This window comes from Curtobacterium sp. MCSS17_015, from assembly GCF_003234265.2.
Lineage (GTDB): Bacteria > Actinomycetota > Actinomycetes > Actinomycetales > Microbacteriaceae > Curtobacterium.
Map to the genome: position 1 here is coordinate 17,183 of NZ_CP126256.1, position 23,044 is coordinate 40,226.

At 71.0% G+C, this 23,044-nt stretch carries 21 protein-coding genes and 1 tRNA gene; 10 read left to right on the plus strand and 12 right to left on the minus strand.

Features of this window, described 5'->3' with window-relative positions; translation table 11 throughout:
- Positions 1-24: 24 nt before the first annotated feature.
- From DEJ18_RS00085 to DEJ18_RS00110, 6 genes are read right to left on the minus strand one after another with little or no spacing between them, the layout of a single operon-like run.
- Positions 25-1,749: a serine/threonine-protein kinase gene (locus tag DEJ18_RS00085; RefSeq protein ID WP_111209837.1), complete on the minus strand. Its 1,725-nt coding sequence runs from the start codon at positions 1,747-1,749 to the stop codon at positions 25-27.
- Complete coding sequence (locus DEJ18_RS00090; protein WP_111082084.1) at positions 1,746-3,200, minus strand: peptidoglycan D,D-transpeptidase FtsI family protein; 1,455 nt, start codon at positions 3,198-3,200, stop codon at positions 1,746-1,748. Before DEJ18_RS00090 ends, DEJ18_RS00085 begins: the two co-directional genes overlap by 4 nt.
- A complete protein-coding gene (locus DEJ18_RS00095) occupies positions 3,197-4,636 on the minus strand; it encodes an FtsW/RodA/SpoVE family cell cycle protein (RefSeq protein ID WP_111082083.1) in 1,440 nt (479 codons plus the stop codon). Before DEJ18_RS00095 ends, DEJ18_RS00090 begins: the two co-directional genes overlap by 4 nt.
- A complete protein-coding gene (locus DEJ18_RS00100) occupies positions 4,633-5,994 on the minus strand; it encodes a Stp1/IreP family PP2C-type Ser/Thr phosphatase (protein WP_111209836.1) in 1,362 nt (453 codons plus the stop codon). Before DEJ18_RS00100 ends, DEJ18_RS00095 begins: the two co-directional genes overlap by 4 nt.
- A 6-nt stretch (positions 5,995-6,000) precedes the next feature.
- Positions 6,001-6,564: an FHA domain-containing protein FhaB/FipA gene (locus tag DEJ18_RS00105; RefSeq protein ID WP_111209835.1), complete on the minus strand. Its 564-nt coding sequence runs from the start codon at positions 6,562-6,564 to the stop codon at positions 6,001-6,003.
- Complete coding sequence (locus DEJ18_RS00110) at positions 6,561-7,241, minus strand: FHA domain-containing protein (RefSeq protein ID WP_111210121.1); 681 nt, start codon at positions 7,239-7,241, stop codon at positions 6,561-6,563. Before DEJ18_RS00110 ends, DEJ18_RS00105 begins: the two co-directional genes overlap by 4 nt.
- 85 nt (positions 7,242-7,326) lie before the next feature.
- Between DEJ18_RS00110 and DEJ18_RS00115 the strand changes: the two genes are divergently transcribed.
- The 6 genes from DEJ18_RS00115 (at position 7,327) to DEJ18_RS00140 (ending at position 11,161) form a co-directional block, all read left to right on the plus strand.
- Positions 7,327-7,413 (plus strand) — tRNA-Leu (locus DEJ18_RS00115).
- A gap of 222 nt (positions 7,414-7,635) precedes the next feature.
- Positions 7,636-8,472, plus strand: coding sequence for an SDR family oxidoreductase (locus DEJ18_RS00120; protein ID WP_111209834.1), 837 nt, complete (start codon positions 7,636-7,638; stop codon positions 8,470-8,472).
- Between the two features lie 40 nt (positions 8,473-8,512).
- On the plus strand, positions 8,513-9,394 hold the full coding sequence (locus DEJ18_RS00125; RefSeq protein WP_111209833.1) for a manganese catalase: 882 nt from the start codon (positions 8,513-8,515) through the stop codon (positions 9,392-9,394).
- 193 nt (positions 9,395-9,587) lie between these two features.
- Complete coding sequence (locus DEJ18_RS00130) at positions 9,588-9,770, plus strand: hypothetical protein (protein ID WP_111082078.1); 183 nt, start codon at positions 9,588-9,590, stop codon at positions 9,768-9,770.
- Between the two features lie 61 nt (positions 9,771-9,831).
- Entirely contained in the window at positions 9,832-10,434 is a 603-nt protein-coding gene (locus tag DEJ18_RS00135; RefSeq protein WP_111082077.1) for a MarR family winged helix-turn-helix transcriptional regulator, read from the plus strand.
- A 91-nt stretch (positions 10,435-10,525) separates the two neighbouring features.
- Positions 10,526-11,161 (plus strand): TetR/AcrR family transcriptional regulator, encoded by a 636-nt coding sequence (locus tag DEJ18_RS00140; RefSeq protein WP_111209832.1) that lies wholly within the window; start codon positions 10,526-10,528, stop codon positions 11,159-11,161.
- Positions 11,162-11,168: 7 nt separating this feature from the next.
- On the opposite strand, the gene ctaD is transcribed toward DEJ18_RS00140, so the two are convergent.
- The 4 genes from ctaD to DEJ18_RS00160 all read right to left on the minus strand — a co-directional run bounded on the left by ctaD (position 11,169) and on the right by DEJ18_RS00160 (position 16,175).
- Entirely contained in the window at positions 11,169-12,866 is a 1,698-nt protein-coding gene (gene ctaD / locus DEJ18_RS00145; protein ID WP_258376879.1) for an aa3-type cytochrome oxidase subunit I, read from the minus strand.
- 62 nt (positions 12,867-12,928) lie between these two features.
- On the minus strand, positions 12,929-14,095 hold the full coding sequence (locus tag DEJ18_RS00150) for a carboxylate-amine ligase (RefSeq protein WP_111209830.1): 1,167 nt from the start codon (positions 14,093-14,095) through the stop codon (positions 12,929-12,931).
- A 152-nt stretch (positions 14,096-14,247) separates the two neighbouring features.
- Positions 14,248-15,363 carry a Gfo/Idh/MocA family protein gene (locus tag DEJ18_RS00155; protein ID WP_111082073.1) on the minus strand — a complete coding sequence of 372 codons (1,116 nt, stop codon included), beginning with the start codon at positions 15,361-15,363 and terminating at the stop codon, positions 14,248-14,250.
- Entirely contained in the window at positions 15,360-16,175 is an 816-nt protein-coding gene (locus DEJ18_RS00160) for a sugar phosphate isomerase/epimerase family protein (protein WP_181434136.1), read from the minus strand. Before DEJ18_RS00160 ends, DEJ18_RS00155 begins: the two co-directional genes overlap by 4 nt.
- 189 nt (positions 16,176-16,364) lie before the next feature.
- Here DEJ18_RS00160 and DEJ18_RS00165 point away from each other — a divergent pair, with 189 nt between their 5' ends.
- The 3 genes from DEJ18_RS00165 to DEJ18_RS00175 all read left to right on the plus strand — a co-directional run bounded on the left by DEJ18_RS00165 (position 16,365) and on the right by DEJ18_RS00175 (position 19,720).
- Positions 16,365-17,666, plus strand: a complete 1,302-nt coding sequence (locus tag DEJ18_RS00165; RefSeq protein WP_111209829.1) for an MFS transporter — start codon at positions 16,365-16,367, stop codon at positions 17,664-17,666.
- Positions 17,667-17,737: 71 nt separating this feature from the next.
- Positions 17,738-19,057: a carboxylesterase family protein gene (locus DEJ18_RS00170; protein ID WP_111209828.1), complete on the plus strand. Its 1,320-nt coding sequence runs from the start codon at positions 17,738-17,740 to the stop codon at positions 19,055-19,057.
- Between the two features lie 81 nt (positions 19,058-19,138).
- On the plus strand, positions 19,139-19,720 hold the full coding sequence (locus tag DEJ18_RS00175; RefSeq protein WP_146241496.1) for a TetR/AcrR family transcriptional regulator: 582 nt from the start codon (positions 19,139-19,141) through the stop codon (positions 19,718-19,720).
- 47 nt (positions 19,721-19,767) lie between these two features.
- Here the strand turns inward: DEJ18_RS00175 and DEJ18_RS00180 are convergent, their stop codons facing one another.
- Together DEJ18_RS00180 and DEJ18_RS00185 are read right to left on the minus strand one after the other, a co-directional pair.
- Complete coding sequence (locus DEJ18_RS00180) at positions 19,768-21,618, minus strand: FtsX-like permease family protein (protein ID WP_111209826.1); 1,851 nt, start codon at positions 21,616-21,618, stop codon at positions 19,768-19,770.
- A 3-nt stretch (positions 21,619-21,621) separates the two neighbouring features.
- Entirely contained in the window at positions 21,622-22,374 is a 753-nt protein-coding gene (locus DEJ18_RS00185; RefSeq protein ID WP_258376858.1) for an ABC transporter ATP-binding protein, read from the minus strand.
- A 205-nt stretch (positions 22,375-22,579) separates the two neighbouring features.
- Between DEJ18_RS00185 and DEJ18_RS00190 the strand changes: the two genes are divergently transcribed.
- Positions 22,580-23,029: an NUDIX hydrolase gene (locus DEJ18_RS00190; protein ID WP_111209824.1), complete on the plus strand. Its 450-nt coding sequence runs from the start codon at positions 22,580-22,582 to the stop codon at positions 23,027-23,029.
- The last annotated feature ends 15 nt before the right edge of the window (positions 23,030-23,044 follow it).

The following is a 23,044-nucleotide window of genomic DNA, read 5'->3' on the forward strand; positions in this document are numbered from 1 at the left end:
GCCTCGTGACGGTCTCGCGCTGACTCAGTCCTGCGGGGTGGCGGTCGGCGTCGGGGCGTCCGTCGGCTCCGGCGGCTGCACCCAGGTGGCGGTCGCCGGGTCCGAGCTGCTCGACGCCGCGAGGTTGCCGCACGTCACGGTGTAGGACAGCGTCACGTCGTTGCCCGGCTGGTCGGCCTGGATGTCGACGGACGTCTCGGACGTGTCACCGCTCGTCGCGCCGGAGGCGTCCTTCCCGCCGGAGACCGTCCACGAGTACTTCGAGACGGTGTACCCGGTCGGGCAGGTCGCGGTCGACCAGCTGAACGTCACGGCGCCGGTGGCCGACACCGCGCCGGCACTCGGCGTGTTCGGCTTGTTGACCGAAGGAGGCGCGGTGTACTCCCGCAGGGTCACGAGCGTGCCCTCGGCCAGGCTGCCGGTGGGGCTGATCGACTGCACGGTGTTGGCCTGCTCGGCCGAGGCTGCGGGGTCGCCGTCCTGGACCTGCACGGCGAAGCCGAGCGACTGGAGTTCCGCACGGACCTCGTCGGTGGACCGCCCGACGTAGTCGCCGGGGTTGATCGTCGTCCGCGTCTCGGTCGGGGTCGGCGTCGGCTCCTCGGTGGGCGTCTGGACCGGGGAGGACGTCGCCGAACGGCTCGGCGACGGATCGGGATCCGCGTCCTGGCCCTGGTTCGCGAACACGATCCCGCCGATGACGAGTGCCGCGACGACCACGGCCGCGACGACCCACCAGATCCAGGCCCGGCTCTTCTTCTCTTCTTCGTCGTCCTCCGGCCCGGCGGGCGTCCGAGGAGCACCGCCGACGACGGGCGCGTTCGGCTGCGTGCCGATCAGTGCCGTGGCGTCGTCGTTCCCGGCCGGCGGGTTGAAGGCGACGGTACCTGCGCCGGCGAGCGCGGGGACCGCGACCGTCGCGGCGGCGACGTCACCGCGGCGCAACGCCTGGGCGGCACGCGCCAGGTTGGCAGCCGTCGCGGGACGGTCGGCGGGCTTCTTCGCGATGCAGGACATCACGAGCGCCGCCACCGGCTCCGGGACCGTGCCCGGGAGCGCCGGCGGCTGCTCGTTGATGTGCGCCATCGCGATCGCGACCTGCGACTCGCCCGTGAACGGTCGACGTCCCGCCAAGCACTCGTACGCGACGATGCCGAGGGAGTAGATGTCGGTCGACGGGGAGGCCGGGTGACCGCTGGCCTGTTCGGGCGAGAGGTACTGCACCGTCCCCATGACCTGACCGGTCGCCGTGAGGGGGACCTGGTCGGCGATGCGCGCGATCCCGAAGTCGGTGATCTTGACGCGGCCGTCCGGGGTGATGAGCAGGTTGCCGGGCTTGATGTCGCGGTGCACGAGGCCGACCGCGTGCGCGGCCTGCAGGGCGTTCGCGGTCTGGGCGACGATGTCGAGGACCTTGTCGACCGGGAGGGTGTGCTCCCGCTCGATCATGGTGGAGAGTGCCTCACCCGGGACGAGCTCCATGACGAGGTAGGCGCTGCCGTCCTCCTCGCCGTAGTCGAAGACGTTGGCGATGCCCTCGTGGTTGACGAGGGCGGCGTGCCGGGCCTCGGCGCGGAAGCGCTCGAGGAACCCGGGGTCACCGAGGTACTCGTCCTTGAGGATCTTCAGGGCGACGGTGCGACCGATGACCAGGTCGGTCGCCTGCCACACCTCTCCCATGCCGCCGATGGCGACCCGGGACGAGAGCTGGTACCGCCCACCGAAGGTGAGTCCGCTGGTGGGTCTCATTTGTTCAGCACCGCCTCCATGACTTTCTTCGCGACGGGAGCCGCGACCGTGTTGCCGACGCCGGACTGACCGAGTCCGCCGCCGTTCCCGACGACCACGGCGACCGCGACCTCGGGGTCCTTGGCCGGGGCGAAGCCCGTGAACCAGAGTGTGTACGGATCGCCCGTCCCGCCCTCGGCGGTCCCGGTCTTGCCCGCGACGTCGACACCGTCGATCTTCGCATTCGTTCCCGTCCCGGCCGCGACGACGCTCTGCATCGCCTCGGTCAGGTCGGCGGCCTGGTCGGACGACAGGGGCGCGCTGTACTGCTTCGGGGAGAACGACTCGACGGTCTTCAGGTCGCTCGTCTCGATCGATTCGACGAGCGATGGCTGCATCACCCGACCGCCGTTCGCGATGCCCGACGCCACCATCGCCATCTGCAGCGGGGTCACCCGGTCGTTCGCCTGGCCGAACGCGCTGAGCATGAGCTGCGCGGTGGACTCCGGCTCCGGGTACTGGCTGGGCGTGGCCGAGGTCGGGATGTCGATGACGTCGCCGAAGCCGTACGCGTCCGCGGTCTTCTTGATGGTGTCGTACCCGAGCTTCTGCCCGAGTTCGGCGAAGGGGATGTTGCACGAGTACTGGATGGCCACGCGGAGCTTGACCTCGTCGCCACCGCCGCAGCTGCCGCCCTCGGCGTTGTTGATCCGCGAGCTCGTCCCCGGGAGCGTCAGGGTCGACGGGTTCGGCAGGGTCGAGTCGAGGGTGAAGTCGCCGCTCGCCAGTGCGGCGGAGGCCACGACGAGCTTGAAGACCGATCCGGGCGTGTAGAGGTCGCCGGCGATGGCACGGTTCTGGAGCGGCTTGGTGGGGTCCGCCTCGAGCGCCTGGTACCGGGCGATGACCTCGTCGGTGTCGTGCGAGGTGAGCGAGTTCGGGTCGTAGCCGGGCTTCGACACCATCGCCAGGACCTTGCCGGTCTTCGGCTGGATCGCCACGACCGCGCCGGTGTTCGCACCGAGAGCGTCGTAGGCCGCCTGCTGCACGTCGGGGTCGATCGTCAGGTTGACGTTGTCGCCTCGGACGTCCTGTCCGGTCAGGATCGCGTTGAGGTTCTGGAAGAAGGACTCGTCGGAGTTCCCCGAGAGCACCGCGTTCTCGGCGCTCTCGATGCCCGTGTTGCCCTGGCCGATCGTGAAGTGACCGGTGACGGCCGAGTACAGCTCGCCGTTGTTGTACTTGCGCTGGTACTGGTACTGGTCGTCGACCGCGGTGGACTCGGCGATGGGCTTGCCGTCGACGAGGATCGCGCCGCGCTTGGTCGAGTAACTGTCGAGGATGGTGCGCGAGTTCCGGGAGTCGGCACGGAGCGAGTCCGCCGAGAAGAACTGGATCGAGGTCGTCGACACGAACAGGGCGACGAACATGAGCACCACGACGGTCGAGACGCCGCGGAGTTGGCGGTTCATCGGCGCTCCTTCCTGGACCGGCCACGGCCGGCGTTGCCCCGGTCGGCGAACGCACCCTGCTGGATGCGCTGCTCGGCGGGGATGGAGTCGGTCAGCCGCAGCAGCATCGCCGCGATGATCCAGTTCGCCACCAGGGACGAACCACCAGCCGCCATGAACGGCGTGGTGAGGCCCGTGACGGGGATGATCCGGGTGATGCCACCGACGACCACGAAGACCTGCAGGGCGATCGTGAAGCCGAAGCCGATCCCGAGCAGCTTGCCGAAGTCGTCCTGTGCCATGAACCCGACCCGGATGCCCCGCGAGACGAGGATGACGAACAGCCCCAGGATCGCGAAGACGCCGATGAGGCCGAGCTCTTCCCCGAGGGAGGCGATGATGTAGTCCGCGTTGGCGACCGGCGTGATGTACGGCCGACCCTGGCCGAGGCCGGTGCCCGTGATGCCGCCGTTCGCGAAGCCGAAGAGCCCCTGCACGAGCTGGTAGCTGCCCTGGGTCTCACGCGAGAAGATCTGCTGGTCGAACGGGTCGAGCCACTGCTCGAACCGGCCCTGCACGTAGACGAGCGCGCTCGCGGCCGCCAGCGCACCGCCGATGAACAGCCCGAGGCCGATCACGACCCAGCTGAGCCGCGCGGTCGCGACGTAGATCATCACGAGGAACAGGCCGAAGTAGAGCAGCGCCGTGCCGAGGTCGCGCTGGAACACCAGCACGCTCATCGCAGCTCCCCACACGATCAGGATCGGTCCGAGGTCGCGGGCGCGCGGGAACGTCATCCCGAGGAACTTCCTGCCGACGATCGACAGGCTGTCCCGTGCCGTGACGAGGTACCCGGCGAAGAAGAGCGCCATGGTGATCTTCGCGAGCTCGCCCGGCTGGAACGAGAACGGCCCGATCCGGATCCAGACCCGTGCGCCGCCGATGTTCGTGCCGATGCCGGGCAGCATCGGCAGCAGGAGCAGCACGATGGTGAGCAGCATGAAGATGTAGCGGTAGCGCTGCAGGAACCGGTGGTTGCGCACGAGGAGCAGCGTCGCGATGGCGAGCACCATGGCGAGCAGGGTCCACGCGATCTGCTTGACGCCGATCGCGTCCCAGCCGCTGTCGCCGTTGTGGATGTCGATGCGGTAGATCTCCGCGATGCCGATGCCGTTGAGCACGAGGGCGATCGGCAGGACGAAGGGGTCCGCGTTCTTCGCGACGACGCGCAGGACGACGTGCATCACCAGTGCGAGTCCGAGGATCGAGGCGCCCGTCCAGAGCACCGAGGTGTCGAAGACCCTGCCCTTGGTGCCGAGCTGCACGAGGACCATCGCGCCGGCGCAGATCCCGCAGGCGATGACGAGCAGGGCGAGCTCGAGGTTGCGCGCCCGCGCGGGCTCACGGAGCTTGATCGTGATCGCCTGGGTCAGCGACGGTGCGGTCGTGGCGCTCATCGTGCGCTCCTGGACGGGGAGGGGGACGGCGAGGGGCTGCGCGACGACGACGGGTCGGTGGAGGGCGACGGGCCCGCACCGGACCCACCGGTGCCGCTCTGGTCCTGCCCGGTCTCGGCAGCGGTGCGGAGGCGCTCGACGATGTCACGGGCGTCCTCGAGCGACGTCGCGTTGATCGTGGAGCGGACGTTCTCCCTGGTGAAGTCGGGCAGCTCGGCGATCGCGATGTCGGTGTCCTCGTACACGTCGGACAACGCGACCGGTCCGATGGTCTGCTGGACGCCCTTGTAGATGGCGACGGAGCCACGGTCGGTGCCCACGTAGTAGTGGTCCTGCACGATGCGGTACCCGATGAACACCGCTCCGACGAGGACGAGCACCGCCACCACGAGCGCGACCGACCACGAGATCCGACGGCGGATGCGGCGACGACGGTCCTCGGCGATGAGCTCGGCGAAGTACTGGTCGGACTCGGGTTCGAAGTGCGAGTCCTCGGGTGCCGCGGAGACCTTGAGGGGGTGCAGCAGGATCGTGGGGAGGCGGATGGGCTTGCGACCCGTCGACGCTTCGAAGGTCAGCGGGGCTGCGGCGGATCCGACGGTGGTCGCGGCGTCGTCGTCCTCGCCCGGCTCGGAGTCGGTGACGTCGAGCACCACGACCGTGACGTTGTCGGGCGCGCCGTGGTCGAGCGTCTCCTTCACGAGGCGCTGCGTGACCTGGTTGGCGTCCATCGTCGAGGCGAGCGCGTGGCGGATGCGCTCCTCTGCCAGGTACGAGGACAGGCCGTCGGAGCAGAGCAACCACCGGTCGCCCGGGCGGATGTCCATGACGGCCGTGTCGACCTCGGGCGCCGCATCGACGTCGCCGAGCACGCGCATGAGGACCGAGCGCCGCGGGTGCACGGCGGCTTCCTCCGGGGTGATCCGTCCGCTGTCGACGAGCCGCTGCACGAACGTGTGGTCGGACGTGATCTGCTGCAGCTCGCCGTCCCGCCAGCGGTAGATCCGGGAGTCGCCGATGTGGGCGATCGCGAGCTGGTCGCCGACGCGGATCATGGCGCTCACGGTGGTGCCCATGCCCGTGAGCTCCTGGTGCTCGAACACCGTCTCGGTGATGAGCTGGTTCGCGGCGATCAGGGCCGACTGCAGCGCGAACTCGGCGTCGTGCGCCGACGGGAACTCACGGTCGACCTCGCGGATGCGACGGATCGCGATCGCCGAGGCGACGTCACCGCCGGCGTGCCCGCCCATGCCGTCGGCCACCGCGTACAGGTGCTGACCGGCGTAGCCGGAGTCCTGGTTGTTCGCGCGGATGCGCCCCACGTGGGACACAGCGGCGCTCAGCGTGCGAGCCGGCATCCGGGCCTACCGCCGCAGCTCGAACGTCGTCGTCCCGATGGTGATCGGGGTGCGTTCCGCGACGGTGGTGGGAGCGGTGACCTTCTGGCCGTTGACGAAGGTGCCGTTGGTCGACCCGAGGTCGGTGAGCACCCAGGCTCCGCCCTGCAGGTCGAGCCGGGCGTGGTTGGTCGACGTGTAGTCGTCGCGGATCACGACGTTGCTCTCGCTCGAGCGGCCGATCGTGATCGGTCCGCCGCCGAGCGGCATCTCCATGCCCTCGCGCGCACCCTCGGTGATGACGAGTCGGGTGGCGACCGGCGTGGCGGGGGCGGTCGGACCTCCGGTCTGGCCGATCAGCTCGGTGGAGGCGCTGGCCGAAGAGGTGTTGCGTGCGGCCGCCGCACCGGCGCCGGCGGGGACCGGCGGGGTGGTGGGACCGGACGGGCCGGCCTTCGGGTCGGTGGGGATCGCGCGCACGCGCTGGCCGAACAGGTCGCTCCGGAGCGCGAAGACGATCACGAAGACGAAGAGCCACAGCACCGCGAGGAACGCGAAGCGCAGGACGAGCAGGGTCAGGCCCGTGGTCATCGCGCACCTCCGTCGTTCTCCGGGATCACCCGGAACACCATACGGGTACGACCGATCTCGATGGTGGAGTCCGGCTCGAGGATCGCCTGCTGGAAGCGTTCGCCGTTGAGTTTCGACCCGTTCGTGGAGCCCAGGTCGTTCACCTGCGCGTGCTTGCCGTCCCAGAGGACCTCGACGTGCTTCCGGCTGGTCCCGGTGTCCGCGACGGTGATGTCGGCGTCCGTGCCGCGGCCGACGACGGTGCGTCCGCGGTGCAGCCGGTGTCGTTGCGATCCGATGTCGAGGACGGCCACCCACGCGACGTCGCGCTGCACGGTGGTCGAGTCGATCTCGAGGATCCCCGTCGACAGCGTTCCGTCCTGCTGGAGGCGGATCGTCACCGGACCGGAGAACGAGTAGTTCTGCGCCACCGCGTGCTGCTGGACCCGCTGCGTCAACTCGTCGAGGAGCGGGCGACCGACGTCGTTCATGCGCGTGTGGTCCGGCGGCGCCAGGCGCACCGTGAACTCGTTCGGCACGAGGATGCGCTCGCGTGAGACCACCGCGGCCTTGGTGTCGAGCTCGCGTCGGAGGGCCGCAGCGATCTCGACCGGCTGCACACCGGAGCGGAAGGTCTTCGCGAAGGCACCGTTGACGGCGCGCTCCAACCCTCGCTCGAAGTTGTCCAGTAGGCCCATGGTCTCCACGTTCTCGGTCGCTGACCACTGCATGGTAGTGGTTGGCTCCGGGCTCCGTCTGTGCATGGTAGTGTTCTCGTCGCTGGCGCGAGTGGCGGAATTGGTAGACGCGCACGGTTCAGGTCCGTGTGCTGGAAACGGCGTGGGGGTTCAAGTCCCCCCTCGCGCACCAGGCAGAAGACGAAGGCCCCGATCGGGAGATCGGGGCCTTCGTCGTTCCCGGCCCGCATCCGTGACACGCGCGATCTCGCCCGCGATCCGCGGGCCTCCGGGGATCCCGCCCCGGTCGCGGCCGAGCCCGTCCGCGCGATCTGAACACTCCGGACGCGTACTCAGCGACCGCCGCCGACCATCGCCCCTGCACGACGCAACCACCTTCGTCACAGGGAGCGACATGAGCGATCAACAGCAGCAACCCCCCGGTTCCGAGCAGGCGATGTCGCCGAAGCCGGACCACGGCGAGACGAGCTACACCGGTTCCGGCAAGCTCACCGGCAAGCGTGCGGTCATCACCGGCGGGGACAGTGGCATCGGCAAGGCGGTCGCCATCGCCTTCGCCCGCGAAGGGGCGGACGTCCTCATCTCCTACCTCCCCGAGGAGGAGGACGACGCGCAGGAGACGAAGCACTGGATCGAGGACGCCGGTCGCAAGGCCGTGTTGTTCCCCGGTGACGTCAGCGACCCCGCCTACTGCCGGAGCGTCATCGACACCGCCGTGTCGGAACTCGGCGGCATCGACGTCCTCGTCAACAACGCGGCGTACCAGATGACGCACGAGACGATCGAGGAGATCAGCGACGAGGAGTGGGACCACACCCTCGCGACGAACCTCAGCGCGTACTTCCACCTGGTCAAGGCCGCCTTGCCGCACCTGTCGGCCGGAGCGTCGATCATCGGCTCCAGCTCGGTCAACTCCGACAACCCGAAGCCCGACCTGGCGCCGTACGACGTGACGAAGGCCGGTGTCGCGAACCTGTCGGCCGCCCTGGCGCAGCTGCTCGGCCCGCGCGGGATCCGCGTGAACAGCGTGGCACCCGGCCCGATCTGGACGCCGCTCATCCCCTCCACCATGCCCCCGGAGGAGGTCGAGCAGTTCGGCAAGCAGACACCGCTCGGCCGCCCGGGTCAGCCCGCCGAACTCGCACCGGTGTACGTCCTGCTGGCGAGCGACGACGGCAGCTACGTCTCGGGAGCACGCGTCGCCGTCACCGGCGGCACGCCGATCCTCTGACCGCTCGCCCCCACCACCACCACTGAGACAGGAGAACGATTTGTACTTCCACAAGCAAGAGCTCCAGTTCAAGTCCACGCCCGACAAGCCCGACGCGGTCTACGCCCGCAAGCTCCAGGAGGTGCTCGGCGGCCAGTACGGCGAGATCTCGGTCGCGATGCAGTACCAGTTCCAGGCGTGGAACATGCACATCCCGGGCAAGTACCGCGACATGGTGTTCGGCATCGGCGCGGAGGAGATGGGCCACGTCGAGATGCTCGCGACGATGATCGCGCAGCTGCTCGAGAAGGCCCCGCTCGGCATCACCGGCGACGCGGTGCAGGACGACCCGACGGTCGCTGCGGTCCTCGGTGGCACGGACATCCAGCACGCCATCGTCGCCGGCGCCGGTGCGCGTCCGGTCGACAGCATGGGCAACCCCTGGCAGGGCTCGTACATCACCGCCAGCGGCAACCTGCTCGCCGACTTCACGGCGAACGAGAACGCCGAGATGCAGGGCCGCGTCCAGGCCGCCCGGCTCTACCACATGACCGACGACCACGGCGTGCGGGACCTGCTGAAGTTCCTCATCGCCCGCGACACCATGCACCAGAACATGTGGGCGACCGCGGCTGCGGAACTCCGCGAGTCCGGGCTCGAGACCATGCCGGTGCCGAGCAACTTCCCGCAGAGCAAGGAGAACCAGGAGGTCAACTACCAGTACCTCAACTTCTCCGACGGAGCCGAGGCGAAGAACGGCCCCTGGGCGAGCGGTCCCTCGTTCGACGGCAAGGGCGAGTACTCGTACCACGACGGCCCCACCACGTCGTCGCCGATGCCGCCGCCCACGCACCCGGACGCGCGCTTCTACGGCACGACCGAGCTGCCGAACACGGTCGAGAAGATCGCCGGCACGGTGCAGGACAAGCTCAACAAGGAGTAGTCCCGGCGCAGTGCGACGACACGAGCCCTTCCTCACGACGAGGAGGGGCTCGTGTCGTTCCACCAGGCGTTCTGGAGGTTCGGCGCGCGAAATGTACAACCCCCGAAAAAGTTCGTTGACCACATAGTTCACGATGTGAAAGACTTGTCTCGTCCGGACGGACAGCAGTCTCTCGACGAGGAAGGCGCCCACCATGCAGAGCACGTACCACGGCACGTCGCACGACACTCGCTTCGGCGGGTCCCACCCGCGCGTGGGCCTCACCGACCCGGCCGTCATCGAGGCGTACGTCGCCCAGCGGATCCAGGACCCGTCGCTGCTGTCCCGCCGCTCCGAACTGTCCTACGCCGACTTCTTCGTCGCGCCGGCCGCCTGAGCGGGCAGTCCGACCTCCAGCACGACCTCCCGGATCGACCGGGTGAGGAAGACCAGCACCCATGCCGTTGACCGTCGTCCGCCGCGAGCACGTCCACCTCTACGCACGTGAACCGCGCACCCGGTCCGCCAAGACCGCCGTCGACGCACTGCTCCGCCTCCAGCACGCGGAAGAGGACCAGCTCGAACGGGCCCGCGTCGAGAGCGGGCTGACGAAGAACGAGTTCCTCACCGTCCGCTACATGCTCCAGGCCCACCGCGACGGTCGGACGATGGGACCGAAGGACCTGGCCGTGATGCTCGGGGTGTCCAACGCCTCGGTCACGAAGATCGTCGACGGGCTCGTCGAGAAGGGCGACCTGGTCCGGTCACCGCACCCCACGGACCGCCGAGCGCAGGTGCTCGAACCGACCGTGCAGGCGGCCCGCAAGATCGACGTGTCGTACGAGACCTTCCACCAGGCCGTCGTCGAGGTCATCGACCACCTGTCGGCCGAGGACAACGAGGTCCTGGCCCGGTGCCTCGGGCAGATCACGGCGGCCCTCGACGCAGGTGCGGCCGCTCCGGTGGACGAGTACACGGTCGACGAGTCCACCGTCCGTGCCCTCCCTGACCCGGCCGGGTCCGCGGTCGACGACCGCCCGGCGGCGGACGCCGCGTCCTGACGCGCCTCGGACGCGAGGTCTGGTCCGGGTCGTGATCCGGGCCTCCCGTCCGGCACTGGCCGCAAAAACCTTCCAGCGGTAAGTTAGCAGGATGACCGAGGCGGCCGACGAGACCGACGCGGCTCCACCGCGCCGCGGCGGCTACCGCAAGGGCACCGAGCGACGCGCACAGATCCTCGACGAGATGATCCGGATGGTCGCCGAACAGGGCGTCGACGCGTCCTCGCTGCGGTCCGTGGCCGACGCCCTCGGGATCACCCACGCGGCACTCCGGCACTACTTCCCCAGCCGCGACGAGCTGCTCCTCGCCGTCTACCGCGAGCACGAGGTCCGCGAACAGGGTGCGCCCGAGCGGATGAAGTCGGCGATCGGTGACATGCGGGAGAGCGCCGCGCGGAACCGGGCCGTCCCCGGCCTCGTCCAGCTCTACACGACGCTCTCAGCCGACGCCGTGCAGGAGGGTCACCCGACCACGCGCGAGTTCATGCGCGACCGCTTCACCCGCCTGCGCGCGGACCTGGCGGACCTCATCCGCACCGACCAGGCCGCCGGACGGATCCGCGAGGACCTCGACCCCGAGGACCTGGCGAGCCTCAGCATCGCGGCTTCGGACGGCCTGCAGGTGCAGTGGCTGCTCGACCCCGACGCCGTCGACGGCGAGCGTGTGCTGCGGCTGCTGGAACGGATCGTGCCCCCCGGCAGCACCGAGGGGCACGACGACCACTGAAGCGGGGTCAGGCCTGCTGGCCGGGGCCCTCGGGCTCGCGCGTCTTGCCGCTCGCCTGGTCGTGCGTCGCCGCGTCCGGCGCGTCCATCGCCCGACCGACACCGACCGGGATGCCGGCCTCCGGGTGGTTCAGGTCGAAGGCGGGGGACTCGGAACGGATCCGCGGGATCGCCGTGAAGTTGTGCCGCGGCGGGGGGCAGCTCGTGGCCCACTCGAGCGAGCGGCCGTAGCCCCACGGGTCGTTGACCCGCACCCGCTGCCCGTGCCGCATCGTCTGGACGATGTTGAGGAAGAAGGGGAGCATCGACGCCGCGGTGACCATCGCCCCGACGGTCGACACCTGGTGCAGCCAGGTGAAGCCGTCCTCCGGCAGGTAGCTCGCGTACCGCCGGGGCATGCCGATCACGCCGAGCCAGTGCTGGATGAGGAACGTCGTGTGGAACCCGATGAAGAGCATCCAGAAGTGGATCTTCCCCAGGCGCTCGCCGAGCATCTTCCCGGTGAACTTCGGCCACCAGAAGTAGAAGCCGGAGAACATCGCGAAGACGACCGTGCCGAACACGACGTAGTGGAAGTGCGCGACGACGAAGTACGAGTCGTGGACGTGGAAGTCCAGTGGCGGTGACGCCAGGATCACCCCGGTGAGGCCGCCGAACGTGAACGTGACCAGGAACCCGATGGCCCAGAGGATCGGCGTCTCGAACGTCACCGAGCCCTGCCACATCGTGCCGGTCCAGTTGAAGATCTTCACGCCCGTGGGGACCGCGATGAGCATCGTCATGAGGGAGAACCAGGGGAGCAGGACCCCGCCGGTGGCGAACATGTGGTGCGCCCAGACCGAGATCGACAGCGCCGCGATCGTGATCGTCGCGTACACGAGCGTCTTGTAGCCGAAGATCGGCTTGCGGCTGAAGACCGGGAACACCTCGGAGACGATCCCGAAGAACGGCAGCGCGATGACGTAGACCTCGGGGTGGCCGAAGAACCAGAACAGGTGCTGCCAGAGGAGCGCCCCGCCGTTCGCCGGGTTGTAGATCTGTGCGTCGAACGCCCGGTCCAGCAGCAGCCCGAACAACGCGGCCGCGAGCACCGGGAACGCCATGAGCACGAGGAGCGACGTGATGAGCACGTTCCACGTGAAGATCGGCATCCGGAACATCGTCATCCCGGGGGCCCGCATGGTGATGATGGTCGTGATGAAGTTGACCGCGCCGAGGATCGTGCTGAAGCCGGTGAGACTCAGTCCGGCGACCCAGAGGGTGCTCCCCAGGCCGGGTGCGAACGTCGCGTCGGACAGCGGCGCGTACGCCGTCCACCCGAACGAGGCGGACCCGGCAGGTGTGAGGAAGCCACCCATCGCGATGAGGCTGCCGAAGACGTACAACCAGTAGGACAGCGCGTTGAGGCGGGGGAACGCGACGTCCGGTGCGCCGATCTGCAGCGGCATGATCGCGTTCGCGAACCCCGAGAACAACGGCGTCGCGAAGAGCAGCAGCATCACGGTGCCGTGCATCGTCATGAGCTGGTTGTACTGCTCCCGGGTGTCGAGGACGTCGAGTCCGGGGGTCGCGAGTTCGGTCCGCATCACGACGGCCATCAGTCCGGCCAAGCAGAAGTACCAGAACGAGGTGACGAGGTACAGGTTGCCGATCGTCTTGTGGTCCGTGGAGGTGTGCCAGTGGACGGCTCGGATGCCGGTCCGCAGTGGTCGTCGTCCGAGGAGTTCGTCCGGCTCCTCGCCGAGTGCCGGGGGCGTGGTCGTCTGTGTCACGGCGTGGTCCGTCCGATCGTGGTCCGCGGGCGTGCGGCATCGAGGTGGGTGCGTGTGCCCGGGTTCGTGCGGGCCGTCGCGAGCGCGACGTGGCCGAGGTCGTCGGGCGCCCCGGCGGCGGCTGGTCGTCGGGCTGCACGCTGCCGTGCCGCTCCCGTGCCCAGCGTGAAGAGGTCGGCGATGCCACGCTCGACGAGCTGGTCGTCGCCGTTCGCGACGAGTGCCGGCAGGACGTGCGACAGCAGCAGCATCACGACGTCGCGCGCCGGGGCCGGGCGTTCGGTCGTCGGGTCGACGAGGCACCCGTCCAGCCCCTCGAGGGCCGCCCGCCAGTTCGCCAGCCGCACGGCGCAGGCGGGGGTGAGCGGAGCCTCCCGTCCGGCGGCCGCGTCGCGGGCCGCGGTGTCGACGAGGGCGCGGACCAGGCCGGCGACCGTGACCGTCGTCCCCGGGTCGAGCGGCACGTCGGCCACCCGGACCTCGACGGTCGGGTGGTTCCGCGAGAGCCGAGCGTCGAGGTACAGCATCCCCGGGTCGAGCAGTGCGCCGCTCCCGAGCATCGCCTCGGTGACGGACCGGTACCGGGCCAACGAGCCGAACCGTTCCATCGGCCCGGAGGACGGCCACTGGTTCCAGAGCATCGACCGCCAACTCGCGTGCCCGGTGTCGACGCCGTCGTGGAACGGGGAGTTCGCGCAGAGGGCGATCAGGATCGGCGTCCACGTCCGGATCTGGTCGAGGACGGCCACGCCCTCCTCGGGGGAGTCCACCGACACGTGCACGTGCAGTCCCGAGGTGAGCACGCGCCGGGGCAGCGTCCCGTACCGCTGCATGATCGTCGCGTACCGCGCCGAGTCCGTCGGATGGGGATCCACCGGGCACGGGGACGTGGCGAGGGGGGCGGCGTGCGCCCCGGCCTCCGAGGCGAGCGACTCGGTGAAGTCGCGGTTCGCGAGCACCTGCCCGCCGAGGGCGGCGAGGGACGAGTGCGGCCGGCTGATGACCTCGATGGCCTCGCGGTGCATCTCGCCGACGACCTCGCCGCCGTCACCGGGGCCACCGGCGGCGATGGCGCGGGCGAGGACCTGGTCGGCGACCGGGACCGGGCGGCCCGTCCTCCGGTCGATGAGCAGCAGCTCTTCTTCGACTCCCATGGTGCGCATGCACTCGAGTGAATGCGCCCTCGGCTGCGTGCCGTGCCCGAGTGGCCGGAGTGCGCGGACGGTCGATCCGGAGTGCGCGGAGGACGGGCCCGGACACACGCGACGGCCGGCCCCCGAGGGGACCGGCCGTCACGGGTGTGGTGGTCCGGGGACTACGCGTCCACGCCAGCGGTCAGGACCGCGGCGGCGGGGTCGAAGTCCTCGGGCAGCGGCGGGACCGCGTCCACGGTCGAGGTGATCTCGACGGCCGATCCCGACTCGGCGGCGTCACGGATGCCGAGCAGCACGTCGAGGACGTGCAGCGCCACGGCGCCGGAGGCCCGCTCCGGACGGTCCTCGGCGATCGCGCGCGCGAGCTCGACGACGCCGGTCCCACGGCCCCAGGTGGAGCCGACGGCGGGGAGCGTCTCGGGCTCGTCGTGCCCGTACCGCCACAGCTGCGACGACCCCTCGAAGGTGTTCGGGTCCGGGAGCGAGATCGTGCCGAGCGTGCCGTTGATCTCGACGAACCCCATCCGTGGCAGCGCGTGCTGGAACGAGAACGTCGACTGGGCGGACTGCCCGCCGGCGAACTCGATGAGCGCGGCATGGTGCGTGGGGACCTCGACGGGGAAGGTCTCACCGGCACGGTCACCCGAGGCGATCGTGCGGCGGTCGAGCGACTTCGAGGACACCGCCTGCACCCGGCTGGCGGTGCCGAAGGCGTGCACGAGCGTCGTGACGTAGTACGGCCCCATGTCGAAGAGCGGGCCGGCACCGGTCGCGAACAGGAAGTCCGGGTTCGGGTGCCACGCCTCGGGTCCGGGCACGTGGAACAGCGTCGTCGCGGTGAGCGGCTCGCCGATGTCACCGCGGGCGATGGCGCGGAGCGCGGTCTGGATGCCGGCGCCGAGCACGGTGTCCGGCGCGGTCGCGACGCGGAGGCCCTTCGCCTGTGCCGACGCGAGCACGGCGGCGGCCGAGTCGTGGTCGGTGGCGATCGGCTTCTCGCTCCACACGTGCTTGCCGGCGTCGATGATCTGCTGGTCGACCTCGGCGTGCACGGCCGGGATCGTCAGGTTGATGACGATCTGGACGTCGTCGCGGGCCAGGAGCTCCTCGACCGTGCCCGAGGCCGCGACGCCGTACGCCGACGCCTGCGCGGCGGCCCGGTCGAGCAGGACGTCGGCGACGAAGCGGACCTCGACGTCGGCGAACTGCGTCAGGTTCTCGAGGTACTGCGTGGAGATGTTGCCGGCACCGATGATGCCGATCCCGACGCGGCTCACGCGGCACTCCCCGCGGCGTCGTTCGCCTGCAGCCACGTGAGGGACTCGGTGATGCCCTCGAAGACGTCGCCCTTGTACGCGTCGAACTCGACGACGCGGATGGCCTGCGGCGCGGCGGCGAGGATGCCCCGCACGTCGACGTCGCCCTGCCCGGCCGGGGTCTGGTTCTCGAAGGCGCGCTGGAGGGCCTCGGGCACGATGAGCGCGCTCTCGGACGAGGGCAGCGCGGTGCGGATGTCACCGTCGACCTTGCCGTCCTTGACGTGGATGGCGACGACGCGCTCGCCGAGGCTCCGGAGCACGGCGGCGGCGTCCGCGCCACCGACCGTCGCCCAGAAGGTGTCGACCTCGAGCACGGTCTCGGGCGAGAGCTGCTCGACGAAGAGGTCGTAGACGGTCCGGCCGTCGACCTTGTTCGTGAACTCCCACTGGTGGTTGTGGTAGCCGAACTGCAGGCCACGGGCAGCGGCCTCGGCGGTGAGCACGTTGACGCGCTCGGCGATGGCCTTGACGTCGTCGGCGGTCTGCCAACGGTCGGTCGGGATGAACGGGTCGATGACCGTGCGGATGCCGAGGCGCTCGGCGGCGTCCCAGATCGGCGCGGTGTCCTCGGCGTCGATCACGGCGACGTGACCGGACGGGGCCTGCAGACCGGTGGCGGCGAAGGCGCGCTCGAGGTCGGCGGCGCGCTCGACGAACGCGTACGGCTCGACGTTCTCGTAGCCGATCTCGCGGACCCGGGCGATGGCTGCGTCGAGGTCTTCGGCGATGGCGTCGCGCAGTGAGTAGAGCTGCACAGAGGTGGTGGGCATTGCAGAGGCTCCTTCGATCCTGACTGGTGTGCGGCCGACGGAGACACTGCTCCACGGCGAGACGATCACGACGCTACCGCAGAAACCACCCGGTGTGTAGTTTTCACGGTCGCTGACTTCGGGGTGCCATGTATGCTCACCCTCGTAAAACCGTACGAGGTATGGTTTTCATCGACTCAAGGAGGCGTCATGAGCACACCCGAACCCGCGGAGACCCCGGTGCTGGTGCACCCGGAGCAGGGGATCACCCAGCCGGTCAGCACCCTGCGTGTCAGCGTCGGCTACCAGATCGCACTGTTCCTCGGACAGTTCGGCCTGTTCGTGGCGCTCATGGCGCCGGTCTACGTGAGCATGCAGCTCAAGGCGGAGGCGCTCGCCGGCGACGACGCCGCGAACGTCATCGGCTCGGTGCTGCCGATCGGCGCGTTCGGGGCGCTCATCATGAACCCGCTCGCCGGTGCCCTGTCCGACCGGACCCGGACGCGCTGGGGCCGCCGCCGTCCGTGGATGCTCACCGGCGTCGTCGTCTTTGCGATCGCCCTGGGCTGGATCGCGTACGCGCCGGACACCCTGCAGCTGACGCTCGGCTGGCTCCTCGCGCAGCTCGCCGCCAACACCGTGCTCTCGACACTGACCGCGAGCTTCGCCGACAACGTCCCCGAGTTCCAGCGTGGCAGGTCGTCGAGCATCATCGCGCTCGCCCAGAACACCGCCGTCCTGGCCGGCACGTACCTGTCCGTGTTCTTCGTCGCGAACCTGCCCGTGCTGTTCATCGCGCCGGGCATCCTGGCGATCGTCCTGGTGGTCGTCTACGCCGTCGTCGCGCGTGACGAGCTGCCGACGTACCCGCTGAAGAAGTTCACGTTCCTGAACCTCATCTCGTCGTTCTGGACGAACCCGATCAAGAACCCGGACTTCGCGTTCGCGTGGTGGTCGCGCTTCCTCATCATCTTCGCGACGTTCATGTTCACGACGTACCGGCTGCTCTACATGAAGGAGCACATCGGCCTGTCGAGCGACGCCGAGGCCACCGCCGCCGTCGCGTTCGGCGTCCTGCTCTACACGATCGCGCTCCTGGTCAGCGCCGCCCTGTCCGGCTGGGCCTCGGACCGGCTCGGGCGCCGCAAGGTGTTCGTCGCCGGCTCCACCGCGCTGTTCGCCGTCGGGCTCATCGTCCTCGCCCATGCCGAGACGGTGAACGGGTTCTACGTGGCCGAGGTCATCATGGGCTTCGCCTACGGCATCTACTCCGCGATCGACACCGCACTCGTCGTCGACGTGCTGCCGAACGCCGACCGGCCGGGCAAGGACCTCGGCGTGATCAACATCGCCAACGCGCTGCCGCAGTCCCTCGCCCCCGCCGCGGCACTGTTCTTCCTGAAGTTCGGCACCGGGGGCTCGCCCGACAACTACGAGCTGATGTGCTGGGCGGCAGGAGGCGTCGCCATCATCGGGGCGCTCGTGGTGCTGCCGATCAAGCGGGTCCGCTGACGCGACCCGAGTCGGACTGGAGGCCCGTGGCCACGCAGCCACGGGCCTCCCGTCCGTCGTACGGTTGCGGGATGACCACCGCGCCGACCCGCACCTTCACCGCCCCCGTCGGCCGGATCGTCGGGCACCACGACGGCGCGGTCGTCCGCGCGCTCGGCATCCCGTACGCGCGGTCCGAGCGCTTCGCGTGCCCCGAGCCGATGCCGCCGTTCGCCGAGGACTTCGTCGCCGACACCCCCGCACCCGTGCCGCCGCAGCCGTCGACGCCCGTGCTCGAGGAGCTCATCCACCCCATCGAGGCCGAGGTCTCCGAACACTGCCAGGCGCTCTCGGTGACGATCCCCGCCGACGTCCGCGACGACGAACGCCTGCCGGTGATGGTGTGGATCCACGGCGGCTCGTACGTCGTCGGTGGCGGGGACATCCCGATCCACGACCCGCGCGCCCTCGTCGAGGAGCAGCGGGTGGTCGTCGTGGCCGTGACCTACCGGCTCGGGGTGCTCGGGTTCCTCGGTGACGGGGAGCGCGTGCCGGCGAACCTCGGGCTGCTCGACCTCGTCGCGGCGCTCCGCTGGGTGCACGAGAACATCGCGGCGTTCGGTGGCGACCCGGAGTGCGTCACGCTGTTCGGACAGTCCGCGGGTGGCGACGCCATCGCCCACCTGATGGCCGCGGACGGCACGGCCGGGCTGTTCCGCCGGGCCATCGTGCAGAGCGCGCCGCTCGGCCTGTCCCGCCGCCGTGCCCGGATGAACCGCGCCATGGTCCGGGCCGTCGGCACGGTCGGACCGGACACCGGTCTCGACGAGGTGCTGGCGCTGCAGGCCGCGGCGGAGCGGGTCGCCCTGCCGTACGGGCTCCGCGGCGGGATGCCGTTCGGCACGCAGTACGGGCACGCGCCACTGCCGGCCGAACGTCAGCTCGACGATGCCTGGCGCCGGGCGGCACCGGACGTCGAGGTCCTGATCGGGTCCGCGTCGGACGAGGCCGCGCTCTACATCCCGATGATCCCCGGTCTGGCGGCCCTCTGTCGGACCCCCACCGGTCGTGCGCTCGTCCGCTGGCTGCTCGTCCGACCCCTCACCGCGGTCATCTACGGCCGGGACGCCCGGGCGTTCGCCGCACGGCACCGAGCTGCCGGTGGCCGGGCCGTCGTCTACCGGCTGCACCGCGGGGTCACCGTCCGGCCGACCGGGGCCGTGCACATGAGCGACGTGCCGCTGCTGCTCGGCGACCGACAGGCCTGGGCCGGCAGCCGGTTCGTGCCCGAGCGGGACTGGGCGGCCGTCGAGCGGCGAGGGCCGGGCATCCGGGCGGTCTGGGCGGAGTTCGCCCGCACCGGACGGGTCACGGTCGCCGACGACGAGACGCTGACGTTCGACCGGGGCTGACCCGGTCCAGCGCCCGGACCGGTACGGCACCCCTCGAACTGGCGGTCGCGCCATCGCCGCCCGCGACGGATGATCGTCCTCATGCCCGATGTCGATCTCCGCCACCGCATCGTCTCGGCAGCGATCGAGGCGTTCCGGCGATCGGACTTCCACAGCGTCGGCCCGGCTGAGGTCGCGGCGCTCGCCGACGTCACCGTCGAGCAGCTCACCGCCGCGTACCCGGTCTGGGAGCTGCTCGTCGTCGCCGTGATGGACCGCTGGGACAACGGGGCCCGCCGGAGGCTGTGGCACCTGGCCGAGGAACAGGGCGCCGCGGCGTACCTCCGCGCCCGCCTGGAGTCCGGCCTCGCCGACCCCGCGCTGGTCCGGATCCGCATCGCCACCCTGAGCGCCGCGTCCGCACCGTCGCACCCCGCTGCCGGGTGGTTCCGCGCTCAGTACGAGCACGCGTTCGACGACGTCACCCTGGCCCTCGTCCGCGACGTCCTCGCCGGGCGGGAACCCCGCGGCACGTCACCCCGCCACGCTGCCGAGCAGCTCGTCGCCCTGTACGAGGGACTGCAGCTGCAGGCCATGCTCCGGGACGACGCGGACCTGCTCGCCGGTTGGGACCGTGCCGTCGCGCGGATGCGCGCCGGCTGGGGTGCGGTCGCGCTGGTCTGAGCGCGCCACCCGGAAGCGGTGATCCGCCGAGCGATGCCCGCCCAGGCTCACCGCCCCCGCACGATCCGCCCTGCCCCCGGCAGCACCCCGAGGACCGCCACGACCACCGCCGCAGCCGCGAACCCGGCCCAGGACACGAGGTCGAACCCGGCCGCCGGAACACCGGCGAGCCCGTACCCGACGCCGACCAGCGCCGGCAGGACCGCGACGGTCCCGATCACCACGGCTGCGACCGCGGTGTACGCCGTCTCGACCCCGGCCATCCGCAGCAGCTGGGAGCGGGTGGCACCGGTCCGCTGCAGCAACCCGAACTCGTCCCGCCGACCCCGGGTAGCGGTGAGCAGCGTGTTGCCCGCGGCGGCCGCCACGAAGGCGAGGAGGGCGATCACGAGGACCAGCGACAGCTGACGGTCACCGTCGCCGGACCGGAGGGCGCTCGCGACGTACCCGTCGACCGAGGTGACGTCCGCGCCGGTGGCGAGCAGGGCCTTCCGGACGGCCGCCCGGTCGCCGGCGGCTGTGTCGACGAGCAGCGTGCCGGCCGGGCCGCTCGCGCGGTCGCGCACGAGGACGTCGCCGAACGCCAGGCCGCGGTCGTAGACCGCGACGATCCGCGCCGAGGTGGCCGGCCCGTCGCCCGTCCGCATCCGGATGGTGTCCCCGAGCCCGGTCGGCGTGAGTGCGATGACGTCGGTGCTCACCGCGACGGTGCCGGGCTCGTCGAGCGCGTCGAGGGAGCCGGCGCGGACGGTGGGGTCGACGCGTCCGTCGTCGCTGGACAGCGCGCGGATCACGGTCGGCTCCCACTCGAGGTCACCGAGCGCGGGGAGGTCCTCGTCGGCCTGCTCGACCTGCACCGAGCCGGCGGTGTCGCGCATCGTCGTCGTGGCGCGGACGCCCGGCAGCGTGGCGATCCGCTCCGCCTGGGCAGCGGTCACGCCGTCCGCTCCGGTCACGACGAGGTCGGCCTGGAGGCCCGCCCGGAGTTGGTCCCCCGTCGCACGCTGGACGGCGGCGTCCGTCCCGGTCTGCACCGTCCCGAGCGCCACGAGGAGCGCGAGCGGCACCACCGCGGCGCTGAGGCGCCGGGAGGCCCCACGCGCGTTGAGGAGCGCGAGCGTGGCCGCGGGACCGTGGGCACCGCGGAGGGCACGTCGGGCACCCCACTGCACCAGGAGCGGCCCGGCGAGGGCGGCCGCGATGACGAGCACGATCGCCGAGGTGGCGCCGGTCGCACTGCCGACGAGGCCCGGGGTGAAGAAGGGCGTGGACGCGGTCGCGAGCCCCACGAGGGCGGTGACACCGGCCGCGATCCGCCGACCGCGCGACAGCGTGGGGACGTCGGTGGTGCTCGCTCGGACGGCGTCCGTCGGGCTGGGACGGGTCGCGGCGCGGGCGGCCATCGCCGCGGCCAGCAGTCCGGTCGGGACGAGGACGGCCAGCGTGCCGACCAGCGGGACGACCGTCGGGGTGAGCGTGAAGCCCGCGGGCACGAGGTCGCTCGACGCCAGGAGCGGCGTGACGAGCGGCGCGACGAACGTGCCGACCACCGCACCGAGCGGCGCGACGAGTGCGAGCAGGAGGAGCACCTCGGTCCGGACGGACCCGCGGATCTGCCCGGCGGTCGCGCCGATCGCCCGGAGCAGGGCGAACTCACGCCGCCGCTCGCGGAGGACCCCCGCGAAGACACTGGCCACCATGAACACGGTGATCAGGAGGAGCGTGCCGGCGAACGAGCCCGCGACCGTGGAGAGGAACGGCGCTTCCGGGTGCCGGACACCGGCTTCGAGCCAGGCGGCCGTGACCGCGAGGAGCACGGCGGCCAGGGCGACCACGACGCCGGCGCCGAGCACGGCCGCGCGGTTGACGACGAGCAGGGAGCGGAGGGCGGCGCGCACGGCTCAGCGCCCCAGACCGAGGACGCGGGCGGTGACCGACTCGAGCGTGGGGGAGTGCAGCTCGTCACGCACCCGACCGTCCGCCAGGAACACCACGCGATCGGCGAAGGCCGCCGCCCGCGGGTCGTGGGTGACGAGTACCAGGGTCTGCCCGAGCGACCGGACCGCGTGCTGCAGGAGCTGCAGGATCCGGTCCGCGGTCGCGGTGTCGAGGGCACCGGTCGGCTCGTCGGCGAACACCACGTCCGGTCCGGCGACGAGCGCGCGGGCGATCGCGACCCGCTGCGCCTGACCGCCCGACAGCTCCCCGGGCAGGCGGTCGGCCATCCCGCCCAGGCCGACCGCGTCGAGCAGCTCCGCGACCCGCTGCTCGTCGGCGCGCGTGCCGGCGAGCGTCAGGGGCAGCCGGACGTTCTCGCCGACGGTCAGGTGCGGCACGAGGTTGTAGCCCTGGAACACGAAGCCGACGTGGTCGCGGCGGAACCGGGTCACGGCGTCGGGGCTCAGCGCGCCGAGGTCGACCCCGCCGATGACCACCCGGCCGCTCGAGGGGGTGTCGAGCCCGGCGGCGCAGTTGAGGAACGTGGACTTGCCGGACCCGGACGCACCCATCACGGCCGTGAAGCTGCCGGAGGCGATGTCGAGGGAGACACCGTCGAGCGCGGTCACGGTCGACGGGCCGTTCGGGTACGTCTTGGTGAGCCGGTCGAGGTGCACGGCGGTGCCGGTACGGGCGGGGGAGAGGACTGTGGACACGAGGACTCCTGACGGGGGCGGTTCCGGACGGCGTGCGTCGTCCACGCTAGGAACCCGAGCGCTCCCGGCCGAGACCCGAAGGGTGGGACCCGGGGAGGTTGCATCCTCCGATGCAGGCGGCGGCGGCCGGCTCCGGCGCGGCCGTCCGGACGGGAGGCACGGCGCGGCTCGCCGGCATCGGCCCGCCTGCTGGGATGGTCGGGTCATGGAGTACACCGACTACGACACCCGGCTGGCGTCCTACGCCGTGGTCACCGACGGCGACCGGGTGCTGCTCGCACGGCTGAGCTGGCCGGACGCGGGGCTCTGGACGCTGCCCGGCGGCGGGGTCGAGCTCGACGAGACCGTCGAGGAGGGTGCCGTCCGCGAGGTCCGCGAGGAGACCGGGTACGACGTCGTGGTCGAGGGGCTGCTCGGCATCCGGTCGCACGTCGTGCCGCCGGAGCGTCGGAAGCACCGGAACGGCCGGCCGATGAAGGCCGTGCAGGTGGTGCACCGCGCCAGGGTCGCGGGCGGCGCGCTCCGCCACGAGGCGGTCGGGACGACGGACATGGCACGGTGGGTACGGCTCGACGAGCTCGGGACGCACCGGCACGGGCTGCTCGTGGTGCAGGCGCTGCGCTGGGCCGGGGTCGGTGGGGACACGACTGCGTGACCGCTGGGGACGGTC

Excerpts from the sequence above, each read along its gene's own strand:
- DEJ18_RS00085 (WP_111209837.1), bottom strand. The coding sequence starts at position 1,749 with ATGAGACCCACCAGCGGACTCACCTTCGGTGGGCGGTACCAGCTCTCG.
- DEJ18_RS00090 (WP_111082084.1), bottom strand. The coding sequence starts at position 3,200 with ATGAACCGCCAACTCCGCGGCGTCTCGACCGTCGTGGTGCTCATGTTC.
- DEJ18_RS00095 (WP_111082083.1), bottom strand. The coding sequence starts at position 4,636 with ATGAGCGCCACGACCGCACCGTCGCTGACCCAGGCGATCACGATCAAG.
- DEJ18_RS00100 (WP_111209836.1), bottom strand. The coding sequence starts at position 5,994 with ATGCCGGCTCGCACGCTGAGCGCCGCTGTGTCCCACGTGGGGCGCATC.
- DEJ18_RS00105 (WP_111209835.1), bottom strand. The coding sequence starts at position 6,564 with ATGACCACGGGCCTGACCCTGCTCGTCCTGCGCTTCGCGTTCCTCGCG.
- DEJ18_RS00110 (WP_111210121.1), bottom strand. The coding sequence starts at position 7,241 with ATGGGCCTACTGGACAACTTCGAGCGAGGGTTGGAGCGCGCCGTCAAC.
- DEJ18_RS00120 (WP_111209834.1), top strand. The coding sequence starts at position 7,636 with ATGAGCGATCAACAGCAGCAACCCCCCGGTTCCGAGCAGGCGATGTCG.
- DEJ18_RS00130 (WP_111082078.1), top strand. The coding sequence starts at position 9,588 with ATGCAGAGCACGTACCACGGCACGTCGCACGACACTCGCTTCGGCGGG.
- DEJ18_RS00135 (WP_111082077.1), top strand. The coding sequence starts at position 9,832 with ATGCCGTTGACCGTCGTCCGCCGCGAGCACGTCCACCTCTACGCACGT.
- DEJ18_RS00140 (WP_111209832.1), top strand. The coding sequence starts at position 10,526 with ATGACCGAGGCGGCCGACGAGACCGACGCGGCTCCACCGCGCCGCGGC.
- DEJ18_RS00150 (WP_111209830.1), bottom strand. The coding sequence starts at position 14,095 with ATGCGCACCATGGGAGTCGAAGAAGAGCTGCTGCTCATCGACCGGAGG.
- DEJ18_RS00160 (WP_181434136.1), bottom strand. The coding sequence starts at position 16,175 with ATGCCCACCACCTCTGTGCAGCTCTACTCACTGCGCGACGCCATCGCC.
- DEJ18_RS00165 (WP_111209829.1), top strand. The coding sequence starts at position 16,365 with ATGAGCACACCCGAACCCGCGGAGACCCCGGTGCTGGTGCACCCGGAG.
- DEJ18_RS00170 (WP_111209828.1), top strand. The coding sequence starts at position 17,738 with ATGACCACCGCGCCGACCCGCACCTTCACCGCCCCCGTCGGCCGGATC.
- DEJ18_RS00175 (WP_146241496.1), top strand. The coding sequence starts at position 19,139 with ATGCCCGATGTCGATCTCCGCCACCGCATCGTCTCGGCAGCGATCGAG.
- DEJ18_RS00190 (WP_111209824.1), top strand. The coding sequence starts at position 22,580 with ATGGAGTACACCGACTACGACACCCGGCTGGCGTCCTACGCCGTGGTC.